Source organism: Chryseobacterium tructae, assembly GCF_030409875.1.
Classification (GTDB): domain Bacteria; phylum Bacteroidota; class Bacteroidia; order Flavobacteriales; family Weeksellaceae; genus Chryseobacterium; species Chryseobacterium tructae.
Genome location: NZ_JAUFQR010000001.1, coordinates 3,402,550 through 3,418,692 on the forward strand (window position 1 = coordinate 3,402,550; position 16,143 = coordinate 3,418,692).

Below are 16,143 nucleotides of genomic sequence, written 5' to 3' on the forward strand. Positions count from 1 at the left end.
TCTACTTTATGTTAAATCCAGCGTTTTTTTAGGTTTAAAAAATTGACTAAAAATGCACAATTTGAGAAACACCCGTAATGAATTACAAGTATGAGTAATATAAAGTGTCTAATCATTAATATTGCTTTTATATGGCTTATAAACCCTAAATGCTGTTTTTAAATCCTATAGGAATACATTCATTATAGAAAAACCCTAAAAGAGATTGTTGGGAATAAAAAAAGCCTTTCTTTCGAAAGGCTTTTACTAATTTATTGTAGTTTGTATTATTTTGAAGCAAGCACTTCTTTCTCGGAAGTTGTTTTTCCGTGTACATCTTCTTCTTTTCCTGTCTTAAGGAAGTCATAGGCAATTGCCGATGCAATAAAGATAGATGAGTAAGTACCGAATCCAATACCGATTAACAGAGCAAACATAAATCCTCTCAGGTTATCACCACCGAAGATAAAGATCGCAAGGATCACCAAAATCGTAGTGAATGAAGTGTTGAATGTTCTACCTAATGTACTTGAAATCGAGTCATCAAATAATCCAGCTAATGTGATCGATTTCTTCTCTCTCAGGTATTCTCTAATTCTGTCGAAAATAATTACCGTATCGTTAATAGAGTATCCTAATACCGTAAGGATCGCAGCGATGAAATCTTGGTTGATCTCCATGTTGAACGGCATATATTTATGAAGTAATGAATACGTTCCTAAAATAATTACCGCATCATGGAATAATGCTGCAACAGCACCTAAAGAGAACTGCCATTTTCTAAATCTGAATAAGATATAGATAAAGATACCTGCTAAAGCAGCAACAACTGCAAGAATACCGTGAGTCTGAATATCATCAGCTACAGTAGGTCCTACTTTTTCAGATGAAATGATACCTGCATGATCTTTATCTGCAGATTTAAAGTCATTTAAAGTAATATTAGCAGGAAGATCTCCTTTTAATCCTTCATATAACTTCTGTTCAATTGTCTGGTCAGCCTTTAAAGATTCGTCTTCAATAAGGTAATCTGTAGAGATCTTCAATTGACTAGCGTTTCCAAAAGTTTTAGCTTCTACAGAAGAGTTTTTACCATCTTCAGTTTTGAATAGTTTTACTAATTTTTCTTCAACATCGTTCGCATTAACTTCTTTATCAAATCTTACAACATAGTTTCTACCTCCTGTAAAGTCGATACCATATTTGAATCCATGAGTTACCATAGAAACAATACAGATCACTGTTAATACAGCAGAAATAATATATGCATATTTTCTTTTACCGATGAAGTCGATCCAAGTATTTCTGAATAAATTTTTCGTAGGTGGAGTCCATACAGAAAGGTGTTTCCCTTTGTTCAGTCTGCTAAAGATCATTACTCTAGATAATAATACAGAAGTAAACAACGTCATGATAATACCGATCATCAATGTCAATGCGAACCCTTTAATAGGTCCTGTTCCAAAGAAGAACAATACAACAGCAGTCAATAACGTAGTAGAGTGACCGTCAATAATTGCACTTAATGCATGCTTGAAACCATCTTTATAAGCTTCTAAGATGCTCTTACCAGCAAATAATTCTTCTTTTGTTCTTTCGTAGATAATTACGTTCGTATCTACCGCCATAGCCATCGTCAATACGATACCAGCGATACCAGGAAGCGTAAGAGTAAAGTCTCCGGAATCCATAATTCCGAAAATATAGAAAAGGTTAATTACCATCGCAATTACAGCGTACACTCCGGCACCACCGTAATAGAAAATGATATAAACAATGATAATTAAGAATGCGATTGCAAATGAAATCATCCCTGCGTTGATAGACTCCTGCCCTAATGACGGACCTACCTGAGTAGCCTGAACTACTTTAGCACCAGCAGGCAATTTACCAGCACCTAGAACGTCTACCAATTCTTTAGCTTCTTCCTGAGAGAAGTTACCAGAGATTTGAGTTCTCCCGTTAGGAATAGCACCTACAACGTTTGGAGCAGTGTATACTCTGTTATCAAGTGTTACAGCTACTGGTTTTCCAACGTTTTTCTCTGTTAATGTTTTCCATTCTTTAGCTCCTTTAGAATCCATCTGCATGTCTACTACTACTCTTCCAAGTTCGTCGTAGCTGATGTTTGCCGTTTCTACTGCACCGTCTACCGGAGCTTTTTGGTTGATGTTACTTCTAATTGCATAAAGCACTAAGTCATCAGGACTTGTAGCTTCAGGCTTGTAACCCCACATAAACTGTGTATATTTAATGTTTGCAGGACGTGCAGCCATTCCTACCTTGCTGTTCAAGATTTTGTTTACAGCAGCAGTATCAGACAATTTTACGTTGGCAACACCATTAGTTCTTAATTTGTCAAGCTGTAAAAGGTTCATGAAGTTCACATTCTTTGCAACTCCCATAGAATCTCCTTTTGCAGCAACCATAGTTGTTAATGTCTGGAAATAAGGTGCAATTTCAGGAATTTGCTGTACTTCCCAAAACTGAAGTTTTGCAGAAGTCTGAAGCATTTTCTTCACTTTGTCGATGTCCTTCATACCAGGCATCTCTACAGAAATTCTAGCGGTACCAGGTACTCTCTGAACGTTTGGCTGGATCGCTCCAAGCTTATCAATTCTCGTTCTGATTACCTCGAAAGCTGTTCCTACAGAAAGATCAATTCTTCTCTTCACAATACTTTCACCTGCTCATCAGTAGTATTATACTTGATTTCAGATAAGTTTGTGTTTCCGAAAAGTTCCGGATCAGCAAGCTTTAGGTTTGTTCCTTTTGCTTTGTTTACTGCATCGAACTGTTCAAAGAAGTTGTCGATGTAAGATTTTGTTGAGTTTTTCTGAGCTTCATCAGTCTTATTTAAAGCATCAATAAGAACAGGATTTGTAGAATAATTGGTTAAATCATTTACCAAATCTCTTTGGTTGATTTCCAATAGAACATTGATCCCTCCTTTTAAGTCAAGACCCAATTTCATTTCCTTGTCTTTAGCTTTTGAATAATAAAGCTTCGTATACCCAAGATTAAGAGTATCTTCCTTGATTCGTTTGATCTCTTTCTCGTTTCCTTTCGCAGCTTCTATCTGCGATTCAATTTTGCTGGCGTACCAGGTTGGTAATAGCTCGTTTAAGCAAATCAACCCCAGGACAATAGCAACAATTGTAATAAGCCCTTTTCCTTGCATTTTGTTATAACTACGTTAAATTAAGTCGGCAAATATAATGATTTTCTTGTATTTTATGAATTTTTAACAACAGAAATGGTTTATTTTCAGATATATCAGCATTCTGATTTCCATTTAAGATTTAACAATTATTTCATGCTATCATAGTGAAGTTTTCAAAATCTGATTGGTATAAAATTTTCATTCATATTCCAATACACTAATTATCACAATATTATGAAAAATTTACTTTTTACCCTAAGTATCTTTTCTTCCTTAATCGTTAATGCTCAAAGCATTAATTTGGAAGAATTTGCCACCGGATTAACCAGCCCGGTCGAGATTACGAATGCCAATGACACTCGGCTTTTCGTTGTTCAACAGAACGGTATGATCAAGATTCTCCAACCCAATGGAGCTATTAATTCAAATAACTTTCTGAATATTTCATCAAAAATTACTTTTAATGGTGAAAGGGGGCTCTTAGGACTCGCCTTCCATCCACAATACTCAACTAATGAGTATTTTTTCGTGTATTATAACAATACCGCAGGAAATATTGTATTGGCAAGATACAGCGTCAATCCAACCAATCCGGATGTAGCTGATCCCAATTCTGAAAAAATTCTCTTGAATATTGTAAAACCATTTGCCAACCATAACGGAGGAAGCATTCATTTTGCTCCTGATGGAAAACTATGGGTAGTAACAGGAGATGGTGGAGGTGCCGGAGATCCCAACAATAATGCTCAAAATAAAAATTCATTATTGGGAAAAATGCTGAGAATAGATGTGAATGCTACCGATCCTACTCCATACAATATTCCTTCTGACAATCCTTTTGTAGGTGCTGGTGTTGATGGAGCAGATGAAGTATGGGCTTATGGACTCCGCAATGCCTGGAAATTTTCATTTGATCTCAATACAGGAAACGCCATGATTGCCGATGTTGGCCAGGGAGCAATTGAAGAAATTAACAAAATGCCTGTTACACAAGCCGGAATCAATTATGGATGGCGTTGCTATGAAGGAAACAATTCTTACAATACAACAACAGGATGTCCAGCCCAATCATCTATGACGTTTCCTATTGCCGTATACGATCATTCCGGAGGTAAATGTTCCATCACCGGAGGGTATGTTTACAGAGGAACACAGTATCCTTCCCTTCAGGGAAAATATTTCTTTGCAGACTACTGTTCCGATCAGATAGGTATCCTGGACACTAGTAATTCAATCACATGGACTACTCCCTACAGTGGAAACGGTTTTTCCACTTTCGGACAAAACTCTCAAAAGGATTTGTTTGTAGCAGCTGTTAACAGTGGAAAGATTTTCAAAATCACAACAGGAACTTTAAGCACTTTTGAAAATAATCTTTCGGAAACCATAAAAATTTATCCTAATCCTGCTTCCAGAGAAATCTTTATTGATGGAATCAAAGATAAAAAAGCAACATTAGAACTCATCAATGCGGAAGGAAGAAAAGTATTGGAAAGGGATAAAATCACGAATGGCAAAAGCATTGATATCTCAGGTTTACCTTCCGGAGTTTACTTTATCAATCTGAAATCAGGAAACCTAAAGTCTTACAGCCAGAAATTAATTATCAAATAAGATGATCTGATACCAAAATTTCTAAGCAATACAATGAACTTCTAACTTTTTAATCGTGAATTCATGATTACAATAAAAAAGCGATTCAATGTTGAATCGCTTTTGTTTTATATTGTCATTGAGAAAATTCTCGTTTCCGGCTTATTTCTCATCATTCTAAGATCAAAAACCATGGCTACATTTCGGGTGAAAGCTCTGCCTGCTTCTGTAATTTTAATTTCCTTACCAAAAATCTCAACCAATCCGTCATTTTCCATTTCCTTCAGCATTTCTAATGCATTATCAAGTTCCGGGAAAGAATTGATGGGAGTAAAGGTAGTTTCAAGCTGGCACATCAGATTTAAAATATGTCTTCTTACAATCAGATCCTCTTCATTTAAAACGTGTCCTTTTACGACAGGAATTTTACCTTCTTCCACCATAGTCTGATATTCTTCCACTGTTTTCACATTCTGCGCAAAAGCATACCATGAATCTGATATAGCAGACATTCCAAGCCCTACCATTAGTTGGGTATTGCTTGAAGTGTACCCCATAAAGTTTCTGTGAAGTTTTTTATGGATCAAAGATTGGTACAAATCATCATGTTCTAATGAGAAATGATCCATTCCAACTTCAATATACCCTAAATCCTGAAGTAATTTTTTCCCATCTTCATACAAACGGCGTTTTTCTTCTCCACTTGGAAGATCATTTTCATCAAAACCTCTCTGCCCTACTCCTTTCACCCATGGAACGTGTGCATAGGAATAGAACGCCAGTCTATCCGGCTTCAGTTCCATCGTTTTTCTGATTGTATGCTCCATCGCTTCCCAAGTCTGGTGCGGAAGTCCAAATACCAGATCATGACTGATTCCTCTGTACCCAATTTCCTTAGCCCACTCGGTTACGTTTTTCACATTCTCAAAAGGCTGAATTCTATTGATCGCTTTCTGTACTTTAGGATCATAGTCCTGAACACCAAAGCTTACTCTTCTGAACCCAAGATCATATAAAGTCTGAAGATGTTCCTTCGTCGTATTATTGGGGTGACCTTCAAATGAAAACTCGGGATGTTCTGCAATCTCTACCGTAGTAAAGATTCCTTCCAATAACGTTTTTAAATTTTCAGGAGAGAAAAACGTAGGAGTTCCGCCGCCAAGGTGTAATTCCTTCAGCTTAGGTTTTTCATTAAAAAGTTCAAGATAAAGCTTCCATTCCTTTAAAACACTTTCCAGGTAAGGAACTTCAACACTGTGCTGTTTTGTAATACGTTTATGACATGCACAGAATGTACACAACGCCTCGCAGAAAGGCAAGTGAATATAAATAGAAATTCCCTCTTCTGCATTAGTCTCATGGAAAGACCTGATTACTGTTTCTTTCCATTTTTCCGAAGAAAAAGTAGATTCATCCCAATAAGGAACGGTAGGATAAGAAGTGTAACGAGGTCCAGGAATATTATACTTATCTATTAAAGAGTTCATTTTTAAAAATAAAATTTTATAAGGTGGGGAAATTTAACATTGTTAAAATTCCATCCTACAAAATTAACCATTAGTTATGAATTTTAACCTATGAATTATATTAGGTTGTATTTTATAATGAGTCTAAATACGCTGGCAGAGCTCATTACAAGGATAATGATAAATTCTATTAGTTTTATTTATTTTTTTGATCCGGATTTCCTGTCTATAAAATATAATCTCACTCGTATAAAGGAGCCTTAATCTGACTGGAATCTTTTTGAAGAAAATCAAGCCATGCCGTAGCAATAATTTTAAAATCTTCCAAAGGAACTACCCTATCCAGATCTTTTATGCCAGGATATATAAATACAACTCCCTCAGGGGTCATTTCTATTTTACAGGTAAAAACTGTCCAGTCATTATCAACAGGAAAAGGATTACCATTCAGATAATGATCCGTCATTTCCAGTAAATCATTGATATCCATTGGTGACCTTAAAAAAGTAAACAGTTCTTCCATGGCTCCACCTCCTGAAAAAAATGGTGTTCCCAAATTAGAAATGATAAACTCTATATCATATATTTTTAAAACGTCTTCTGTTTTCATCCTTTTTAGAATCATTATTTAAATCAAACATTACATCCCTCAATCTCATTCAGTAAATCAATAAATATATTGGAAATTCTCACAGGTAAGGGTCAATCTTCAAATCATGATTATTATAGGCCCAGGTTCCATTCAGTAAATTAATAAGTGCATCGAAAATTCTCACTAATTCTGAAGTAGCAAGTGGAGAATTATTGATGCTTTTAAAAAAAGTATCTTCACTAGGTATAGCCTCCAACTCTTTCACTGAGATATATTCTTCTTTAAGCAATCCTAACTTCACCTTCTCCAAAAGTACGATCATAGCCTGAATTTCATCCTCAGTTTCTACAAATTTCTCCCAACCTAACCACATAATCCCCGTAGAATACCCATCAATATGAAACCTTGTCACATATAAGAACTCCTCTTTATCTGTAAAAACATATTCCGGTTTAACCAATTCTTCATAAATGTAATGAAACATTATTTGCATAAAATGTTCTGCAATCCAAAAATCGCAGTCTTTATAACTCATTTTACTGATCGGCATTATTCTTTCTTAATGTTTATTTAAGTTTCATCTTCACAATTCTATCCTTCCCAGCAAAAACTACTCTGTTTCCATCAATCCATTGGCCAACATATAATCCTTTCTCATCAGAAATTTTCTTCCAGGTCTTTCCAAAATCAGAAGAATAACTGATGTGTTGATCTCCTACGGCAATAATCTCCTTTCCTTTAGATCCTGGCTTAATTTTCACACAGGTCATATATCCCGCATTCTGCCCGGAAGCCTGAATCTGCCATGTTTCTCCGCCATCGTGAGTCGTAGCAATATTATTGATGTTGGCGTCCTGCTTGGTATAATCTCCACCTACTGCAATTCCAAAATTATCTCCATAAAAATCTATAGAATACATTCCCTGAGAAGATTCTCCTTGAACAAATGGAGTGTTGAAAGCTTCCAACTTTCCATTTTTTAAATTCATTCTTAAAATCCTTGAGGCTTTCCCTCCTGTGGCAATCCATAGGTATTTCTGAGAAGAAGAGATATTGGTATTACTTGCAGCGAAAGCAGCTTCTCCTTCGTTCAATTTAAAATCACTTTTAAACGGGCTCCATTTTCCATCCTTGTACACAGCTAATTTCAACAGATTATCTTTATCGGCATCACTGAATGTATACGCAAGCTTATCATTTACAAAATGCAGGGCATCATAGAACGCCGTTGGGGCATTATCAGTATAAACGACTTCTGATCTAAGATCATTTTTATCAATTTTAAAGAAACGACCGGGACTTACTATATTGATTGCATAAAAAGAATTGTTATTCTGTCCCAAAGTTCTGAACTCAAGCTTTTCTTCTGATAGCTTTATCTGTTTTTGTTTCTTATAATCTTTAAGATCTACAAATCCAAATTTGGAATCAGTTCCGCTGTACCAGACTTTGTTATTATAGAGCTCAAGAGCTCTAATGCTTATTTTATCATTAAGAATTGTTTCAATGCTTTCCACCTGTTGGGAAAAAGCCGTCATTCCTATAGACAGGAATATAATAGAAAATAATTTTTTCATAAGTTATTCGTATTTAAACGCAAAAAAACCGCCGAAGCGGTTTATATTATAGTTCATCTTTCTGATATTTCTCAGGATTATTAAGCTTACTGTTTCTTTTACCATAAAGGAAATAAACAACTCCACCTAATAATAACCATATTCCGGAAAGTTCTTTTGCATGATCACTAAGGTTGTAGATAAGATATAAATTGATAACCACTCCTAAACCTACTACTACTTTATAAGCAGGAACTTTGAAAGGTCTTATCAAATCAGGTTCTTTCTTTCTCATTACCCAAACTGCAATACAAACCAATGTAAACGCAAACAGGGTTCCAAAACTTGTCATATCTGCCAAAGTAGAAATAGGGGTAAATGCAGCAATTAATGCTACGATAATTCCCAATAAAATAATTCCTTTGTAAGGTGTTTTTGTTTTAGGGTGAAGTTCTCCAAAGAACTTAGGAATCAAACCATCTTTTGCCATTCCGATAAAGATTCTGGATTGTCCCATCATCATTACCATTACTACAGAGATCAATCCTACTGTAGCAGCAATTGTTACGATATTACTTGCCCAATGTTTTCCTGCAATTTCAAATGCATAAGCCACAGGTGCTTTAATCGCGTCCGGATATTTTCCGTTTGGATTAAAGTCTGTATAATGCATCATTCCTGTAAGTACAAGAGAAACACATATATATAAAGCTGTACAAACCAATAATGAAGCGATGATCGCAAATGGCACATCCTTTTTAGGGTTAATAGCTTCTCCCGCCTGAGTAGAAACGGCATCAAAACCAATATAGGCAAAGAAAATAGCCGCTGCACCAGAAATAATACCTTTGATTCCATATGCTGAGACCAGATCTCCTTCAGAATTTTTGATGGTAATCTGATCCGGAATAAAAGGATTCCAGTTTTTCACACCATCTGCTGCTGTATACAGTTCAGGGTTTGAGAAAATAATATAAGCTCCTGCGATCACTACAAAAATAACAGCAGAAGTTTTCATCAGAACAATCAGGTTATTAGCTCCTGCAGCTTCTTTAGTTCCTTTTACCAATAAAGCTGTAATCAAAAGAACAAGAATAAATGCAGGCAGGTTCATAGAAAAACCCTCTCCTGTAAAACTGGCCGGATCTGATGTAAGATAAGCTGGTAAATGAACGCCAAAGATTTTCAAAAATTTGGTAAAATACCCGGACCAACTCACGGAGACGGCCATACTCGCCATGGCATATTCCAGGATGAGACACCATCCCATTGCCCAGGCAAAGATCTCTCCTACTGTTCCATACGCATACGCATATGCAGATCCCTCAACGGGAATAATGGAGGCAAACTCCGCATAACATAATGCTGCAAAAACGCAGGCGATTCCTGCTATAATAAAGGAAATTGCAAGTGCTGGTCCTGCATGATAATAGGCTCCTGTTCCTGTAAGAACAAAGATTCCACCTCCAATGATAGCACCTACTCCTATTGCTGTTAAACTCCATTTTCCAAGGACTTTCTTCAGCTCACTTTTCTTCATATCTGCCTCATAGGCACTTAGTGGTTTTTTAACCCAAATTTTCGACATGTTTTTTTATTTATTAAGGATTTACGAAAATATAAAAAATTTAGGAATCTCCACGTTTATCGTTAAACTTTCATCATTTATTTTACATTAAAACTTCAAAAACCCAAACAACATATTGTTTAATTCATTTTAAAAAGTCCATATTTTTGTTTATTTTTGAACGCATGAATTTATATGATCTTTTTGTAAAGCCTTATGAAAGCTATGATTCTTTACAAATTGTGCTTGAAGCATCGGGTGCTATTTTCGGAACTATGAGCGTATATTTTTCAATTAAGAAAAATATATGGGTATACCCTACAGGCATTATTTCAACCCTGATCTATGTATATATTCTTTTTAACTTCGGGTTACTAGGTGACTGCCTCATCAATGTCTATTATACCGTGATGAGCGTTTATGGCTGGATATTATGGGCCAAAAATTCAGAAGATCATATCCATGTGGATGTTACATGGGCCACAAAAAAGGAATGGTATTATGCCTCCATACTTTTTATTTTGAGCCTTATATTGGTTACTCTTATTTATTATTATAAGCCTTATATTGACAATCATTTTTCAATGGAAGGAACCAACCTAGGATTATATCATCTGGATTGGGCAAATTGGATGGATGTTTTTACAACTTCAATATTTTTAGTAGGAATGTGGTTTATGGCCAAACAGCGCATTGAGAACTGGATTTTCTGGATTATTGGAGATCTTATTTGCATCCCTATGATGATTTTTAAGGGTCTTGGTATCACTTCGGTTCAATATTTGGTATTTACAATAATGGCTATCTTAGGATACCTTAATTGGAAAAAAAGTTTTAAAGAAAAAAAAGTACAATAAAGTCATGAAAAATTTATTAAAAATAGCAGTTAGTATCTTTGCTATTAGCAGTTTAACATCTTGTCTGGCTTATTCAGACGGTTATGGTAGCAACGGTTATGGTGATCCATACTATAACAACGGATATTACTACGCTCCTTCCGGATATTACGGTAATGGCGGATATTATGGTAATGACGGCTATTATTATAGAAACAATATCAATTACTACTATGATAATGGTATGCCTTACTATTATGATAATTATAATAACTCCAGAAGAAAAGTATATGTAGAAAGAAGAAATACAACTCCTACAGTTACTTCACAGAGACCTAATAACGGTTTCCGTACTAACAATAGTAATAATGGATCTTATAATAATGGAGGTTACAGAAACTCCAACAGCAATAGTGGTGGTGGATTCAGAAATTCAAACAGCGGTTCTCAGAACAACCAGGGGAATCAGAATAACCAAGGAAACAGTGGATTCAGAAATCAGAACAATAGTTTTGAAAACAGAACACTGAATGCAGGTGGATTTAGAAATTCCGGCAGCACCAACACAGGCAACAGCAACGCGGGTAGTAACTCATCCAGTGGTGGTTTCAGAAACAACTCAAGCAACCAAAACACCAGTTCAACCAGAGAACAAAACAGTGGCGGAGGCTTTAGATAGAATAATTATAAATAACGATTATAAATAAGGAAACGAACAGTTAACACTGTTCGTTTTTCATTTAAAATATATTAATTTTGTTTCTTTATTTAGACAAAAAACAATATGGAATTTTATAAATATCAGGGAACGGGAAATGATTTTGTAATGGTAGATAACCGTGATCTTCAGTTTCCTAAAGATAAAAATATCATTGAAAAACTATGTGACAGACGCTTCGGAATAGGTGCTGATGGGCTTATCCTTCTAGAAAACGATCCTGATTATGATTTTAAAATGGTCTACTATAATTCAGATGGTGGAGAAAGTACAATGTGTGGAAATGGCGGAAGATGCCTGGTAGCTTTTGCTTTTTTTCTTGACGTTTTTGAAGATAAATGCAAATTCATAGCAATAGATGGTGAACATGAAGCAGAAATCCATAACGGAATCATTAAACTAAAAATGATTGATGTGGACACTATTTCACATGATGGAAATGATGCTGTTATGAATACCGGCTCGCCTCATTATGTAAAATATGTTGAAAATCTTGCTGATTACGATGTTTATACCCAAGGACACGGCATCAGAAATTCAGAAAATTATAAAGAAAAGGGGATTAATGTCAACTTTGTAGAAAAAATTTCAGATAATGAAATTTTTGTAAGAACCTATGAACGAGGCGTTGAGGACGAAACTTACAGCTGCGGAACCGGAGTTACCGCTTCCGCTTTAACTTTTCTTCAAAAAGACAATCTAACTTCCGTAAAAGTTAAAACCCTAGGCGGCAATCTTAAGGTATATGCTGAAAAAAGCGGCGATTCATTTTGCAATATCTGGCTGGAAGGTCCCGCAAAGCAAGTTTTTAAAGGTAAGGTAGAACTTCTTTAAATTCAAAAACTTTTAATCAATAATATAGGAATGAAAAAAGCTATTCTCATTATCATTCTGCTGGTTTTTGTAGTGGCAGGATTTTTTGGTTTGAGATTTTATAATAAATACTTCGGAAATAACGTAGAAAAGGAAGGTTATGTTTTGATCCCTCATAAGGCAAACTTTAATCAGATCCTGGATTCTATTGCTCCGTACATTAAGGATCGTGAGTCTTTTGAAATTGTAGCTAAAGACAAAGGCCTCCCTGCCAATTTTAAAGCGGGACGTTATCATATCCAAAGCGGGAAAGGAAATACTGATCTCGTTAATATGATTAAAGCAGGCAACCAAACAGCAAATTCATTCAGAATCGGAGATTTTGGGGATATGTACCAGATGATTGGCAAGGTTACCAAAAAAACAGAACTGGATTCTCTTCATTTTGTGAATGATCTGGACGCTGTTGCTCAGGAAAAAGGATACAAGAATGTTGAGGATTTAAAAAAATATTTCTTCATTGATACTTATAATTTCTTCTGGACAGTAAGTCCAAGAGAGTTTTTTGCAAAATTTGAAGATCAATACAATGAGTTCTGGACAAGCGAGAGAAAAAACAAGGAACAGCAATCTGGACTTACAAGAGAGCAGATTTATGCGCTGGCTTCTATTGTCTATAAGGAATCCGGAGGAAAGAAAGATGAAATGAAGACAATTGCCGGATTGTATTTAAACCGTTATAGAAAAGGAATGAAACTTCAGTCTGATCCTACGGTGATTTATGCCATCAATAAACAGACAAATTTTAAAGAATCTATCAAAAGAGTATTATATAAACACCTATCTACTCCATCTCCATACAATACCTATGCTAATGCAGGTATCCCCCCGGGACCAATTTGTGTAGTGGATAAGAACTCAGTAGATGCTGTTTTGAATGCGGAAAACAACAATTATATATTTATGTGCGCTGACCCTGCAAGGTTTGGATATCATAAGTTTACAGCAAGTGCGGAAGAACATGCTGTAAACGCAAAGGCTTATCAGGACTGGCTTAATTCAAAAAATATAAAATAAACTCAGCAGACGTCTGAGTGTTATCAAGAAAAAAACAATAATTAAATCATAATATTCTAAAAATCAACCCAATACTGATTTGAAAGATATTTAGGGTTATCCTTTCACGATTTTATACAAAAAAATAACCTATGAAGAATAAGACAGAAATTGTCAATATTTTCACAAGAAAAGCACTAGGACTTACATTCGTACTTTCGGCAGCTGCAATGGCATTTGCACAAGAGAAAGCCGGCGTTACGGGGATCATTGTCAATAAAAAGAATCAACCGGTTCCTTACGCCTCAGTAACCTTCAGTAACAAAGCTAACAAATCATTAAGTGATGCTGTATTGACCGATGAAAAAGGACAATATAAATTACAGCTTACACCCGGAAGCTATGATATTACGGTAGAAGCTATTGATTACAAAAAAAGCACCATCAATAAAAACATTACCGGAGCTGGTAATATTGGTGCTTTATCTATTGAAGCTTCAAATACATCTACATTAGATGGAAAAACACAGGAGCTTCAAGGGGTTGTTATTACAGCATCTGCAGCTAAGCCTTATAAGGTAGAGCTGGATAAAAAAACCTACGATCCCTCTCAGGATATTGTGAGTAAAGGAGGAAGTCTTCAGGATGTTCTGACAAATGTACCATCAGTTACGGTAGATACCGATGGAACGGTTTCTATGAGAGGAAGTTCTAACGTAAAATTCCTGATTAATGGTAAACCTTCTTCCCTATTAGGCATTGATGACGGAGCGAATGCTTTGCAGAGTATTCCTGCTGACCAGATTGAGAAAATTGAAGTAATCACTAACCCTTCTTCAAAATTTGAAGCCAGTGGAACTTCCGGTATTCTAAATATCATTCTTAAAAAGAGTAAAAAGATTGGGTTTAACGGAAGTGTGGTTGGAACATTGGGATATTTCCCAAGAACATCCCTTAACGCCAATCTAAGCTGGAGAAAAAACAACTGGACCTGGTTTGTAAATGGTGGCGGTGGCTATACAGAAAACAAGACGAAAAACAATTCTGAAACCACTTACCATAATATTAAATTCCCAACCATAGATCCTATTCCAACTACGCAGGACGAAATAGATAAAATTCCAACCATTGCTGTTCATCAGTCTCAAAACTCGGTCAATAAAACATATAACAAAAATTATAATTTGAATGCCGGTTTTGTATATGATATTTCAGACAAAACATCCATTAACTTAACAGGATTAGTAAGAACTTTTGAAGGGGATGGAAATGAGCTTGTCAACACTTATGATACTTTCTATAAATATACTGGAAACACTTCAAATTTATGGAAACTCATGAACCCTTACACATTGAGGGATGCTAAAAGTATCTTTAACAATCTTGCCTTCCAGGGAGATGTAGGATTGGATCATAAATTTGATGATAAAGGTCAAAATTTATCTTTATCATTAAGTTTACAAAGAAACAGAAGTAATAATAATGCTGACATTCTGGAGAGTTTAGATTATGTTCCTTCTGTACAGGATATTACAAGAAGGCATTCTGTAAGCAAAACCATAATAGGAAAAGCAGATTATGAATTACCAATAGGTGAAAATTCAAAACTTGAAGCCGGTTACAGACTAGATATCAATAACAATACTTATGATAATTTTGTAAGCAGTACGTCTAATAATCCTCTTATTCCTAATTATAACAACAATACGGATTATAAGGAAATGTTCAACGCATTCTACTTGCAGTTTAAGAGTAAGATTGGAAACTTTGCGTATCAGGTAGGATTAAGGGATGAAATTTCTAATATTAAAATCAACTATATCAGCCAGAATCCTGACAAACCGCCGATTGATAAACCGAAGAATTACAATAATTTATTCCCAAGTGTATTCTTAAGTTATGATATTGCGAAGAACAATCAAATCTTAGTTAATTATTCCCGCAGAATAGACAGACCAAGATCTTTCTTTATGGTTCCTTTCCCGAACTACACGAATAATCAAAATATTTTTGAAGGAAATATCGATCTGAATCCATCTTATGTAGATTCATATGAAGTAGGTTATAACCTGACTAAGAAGAAGTTTACCTTAAACCCTACTTTCTATTACAGACATGCCACAGACGACACTAAAATGTTAGTCTACAGACCGGATGAAAGAGAAAAAGTATTCTATACTAAACCTGAAAACTTAGGAAATGATGATCGTATTGGTTTGGATCTGAACTTTACCTATGATCCTTTTGCATGGTTTAAAATTATGGGTAGTGCCGATATATTCAGATACAAAACAACTGGAATTGCTTCCTATCTGACGACAGATATCAATGGTTTATCTCAGACAAGGACGTTAAATTTTAATGGTAGTGGTTTCTCTACAAGATTACGTCTTAATACAACGTTCAAATTGGATAAGACATTAAGCGTACAGTTGCAAGGGTTTTACAGAGGAGGACAAAAAACAGACAACCAGGATAGAAAAGATATGTATGCTTTGAACTTTGGAGCATCTAAAACAATCTGGAAAGGAGACGGAACAATTTCTTTCAATATCCAGGATATTTTTAATACAAGAGGTATGGAGACGTTTAACTACACCAGTGACTATACGAGAAGCAGCTATATGCAATGGCAGCCAAGACAGTTTTCTGTGTCTTTAACCTATAGATTCAAACAGGGTGAGAAAATAGAACAGCCTAAGAGAAAAAAGGATATTAATTCTAATACAACCGGTGACGAACAGCAAGGCCCGATGTAATACAACAAAAATCCCGAAAAGTAACTTTTCGGGATTTTTTATTCT

General features: G+C 35.4%; 11 protein-coding genes and 1 pseudogene. 6 read left to right on the plus strand and 6 right to left on the minus strand.

From position 1 onward, the window contains the following. Nucleotides 1-266: 266 nt before the first annotated feature. A pseudogene (secD, locus tag QWZ06_RS17000) lies at nucleotides 267-3,160 on the minus strand (protein translocase subunit SecD). Between the two features lie 216 nt (nucleotides 3,161-3,376). Here secD and QWZ06_RS17005 point away from each other — a divergent pair. Beyond that, the gene (locus tag QWZ06_RS17005; RefSeq protein WP_290299832.1) at nucleotides 3,377-4,756 is read left to right on the plus strand and encodes a PQQ-dependent sugar dehydrogenase; all 1,380 of its coding nucleotides are present in this window, start codon (nucleotides 3,377-3,379) and stop codon (nucleotides 4,754-4,756) included. A 107-nt stretch (nucleotides 4,757-4,863) separates the two neighbouring features. Here QWZ06_RS17005 and hemN read toward each other — a convergent pair whose 3' ends face one another. From hemN to QWZ06_RS17030, 5 genes are all read right to left on the minus strand, one after another. After that, nucleotides 4,864-6,222 (minus strand): oxygen-independent coproporphyrinogen III oxidase, encoded by a 1,359-nt coding sequence (gene hemN, locus QWZ06_RS17010; RefSeq protein ID WP_290299834.1) that lies wholly within the window; start codon nucleotides 6,220-6,222, stop codon nucleotides 4,864-4,866. A 220-nt stretch (nucleotides 6,223-6,442) separates the two neighbouring features. Then, nucleotides 6,443-6,811 carry a hypothetical protein gene (locus tag QWZ06_RS17015; protein ID WP_290299835.1) on the minus strand — a complete coding sequence of 123 codons (369 nt, stop codon included), beginning with the start codon at nucleotides 6,809-6,811 and terminating at the stop codon, nucleotides 6,443-6,445. A 79-nt stretch (nucleotides 6,812-6,890) separates the two neighbouring features. Next, the gene (locus tag QWZ06_RS17020; RefSeq protein WP_290299836.1) at nucleotides 6,891-7,343 is read right to left on the minus strand and encodes a hypothetical protein; all 453 of its coding nucleotides are present in this window, start codon (nucleotides 7,341-7,343) and stop codon (nucleotides 6,891-6,893) included. Between the two features lie 16 nt (nucleotides 7,344-7,359). Continuing rightward, the gene (locus QWZ06_RS17025) at nucleotides 7,360-8,370 is read right to left on the minus strand and encodes a WD40/YVTN/BNR-like repeat-containing protein (RefSeq protein ID WP_290299837.1); all 1,011 of its coding nucleotides are present in this window, start codon (nucleotides 8,368-8,370) and stop codon (nucleotides 7,360-7,362) included. Between the two features lie 46 nt (nucleotides 8,371-8,416). Further along, the gene (locus QWZ06_RS17030) at nucleotides 8,417-9,937 is read right to left on the minus strand and encodes an amino acid permease (RefSeq protein ID WP_290299838.1); all 1,521 of its coding nucleotides are present in this window, start codon (nucleotides 9,935-9,937) and stop codon (nucleotides 8,417-8,419) included. A 164-nt stretch (nucleotides 9,938-10,101) separates the two neighbouring features. Between QWZ06_RS17030 and pnuC the strand changes: the two genes are divergently transcribed. From pnuC to QWZ06_RS17055, 5 genes are all read left to right on the plus strand, one after another. Continuing rightward, nucleotides 10,102-10,773, plus strand: coding sequence for a nicotinamide riboside transporter PnuC (gene pnuC, locus QWZ06_RS17035; protein WP_290299840.1), 672 nt, complete (start codon nucleotides 10,102-10,104; stop codon nucleotides 10,771-10,773). Between the two features lie 4 nt (nucleotides 10,774-10,777). Next, entirely contained in the window at nucleotides 10,778-11,431 is a 654-nt protein-coding gene (locus QWZ06_RS17040) for a hypothetical protein (RefSeq protein WP_290299841.1), read from the plus strand. A 105-nt stretch (nucleotides 11,432-11,536) separates the two neighbouring features. After that, on the plus strand, nucleotides 11,537-12,304 hold the full coding sequence (dapF, locus tag QWZ06_RS17045) for a diaminopimelate epimerase (protein ID WP_290299844.1): 768 nt from the start codon (nucleotides 11,537-11,539) through the stop codon (nucleotides 12,302-12,304). 30 nt (nucleotides 12,305-12,334) lie between these two features. Next, nucleotides 12,335-13,360 (plus strand): endolytic transglycosylase MltG, encoded by a 1,026-nt coding sequence (gene mltG, locus QWZ06_RS17050; RefSeq protein WP_290299846.1) that lies wholly within the window; start codon nucleotides 12,335-12,337, stop codon nucleotides 13,358-13,360. A 131-nt stretch (nucleotides 13,361-13,491) separates the two neighbouring features. Further along, entirely contained in the window at nucleotides 13,492-16,098 is a 2,607-nt protein-coding gene (locus tag QWZ06_RS17055) for a TonB-dependent receptor domain-containing protein (protein ID WP_290299848.1), read from the plus strand. Nucleotides 16,099-16,143: the final 45 nt, after the last annotated feature.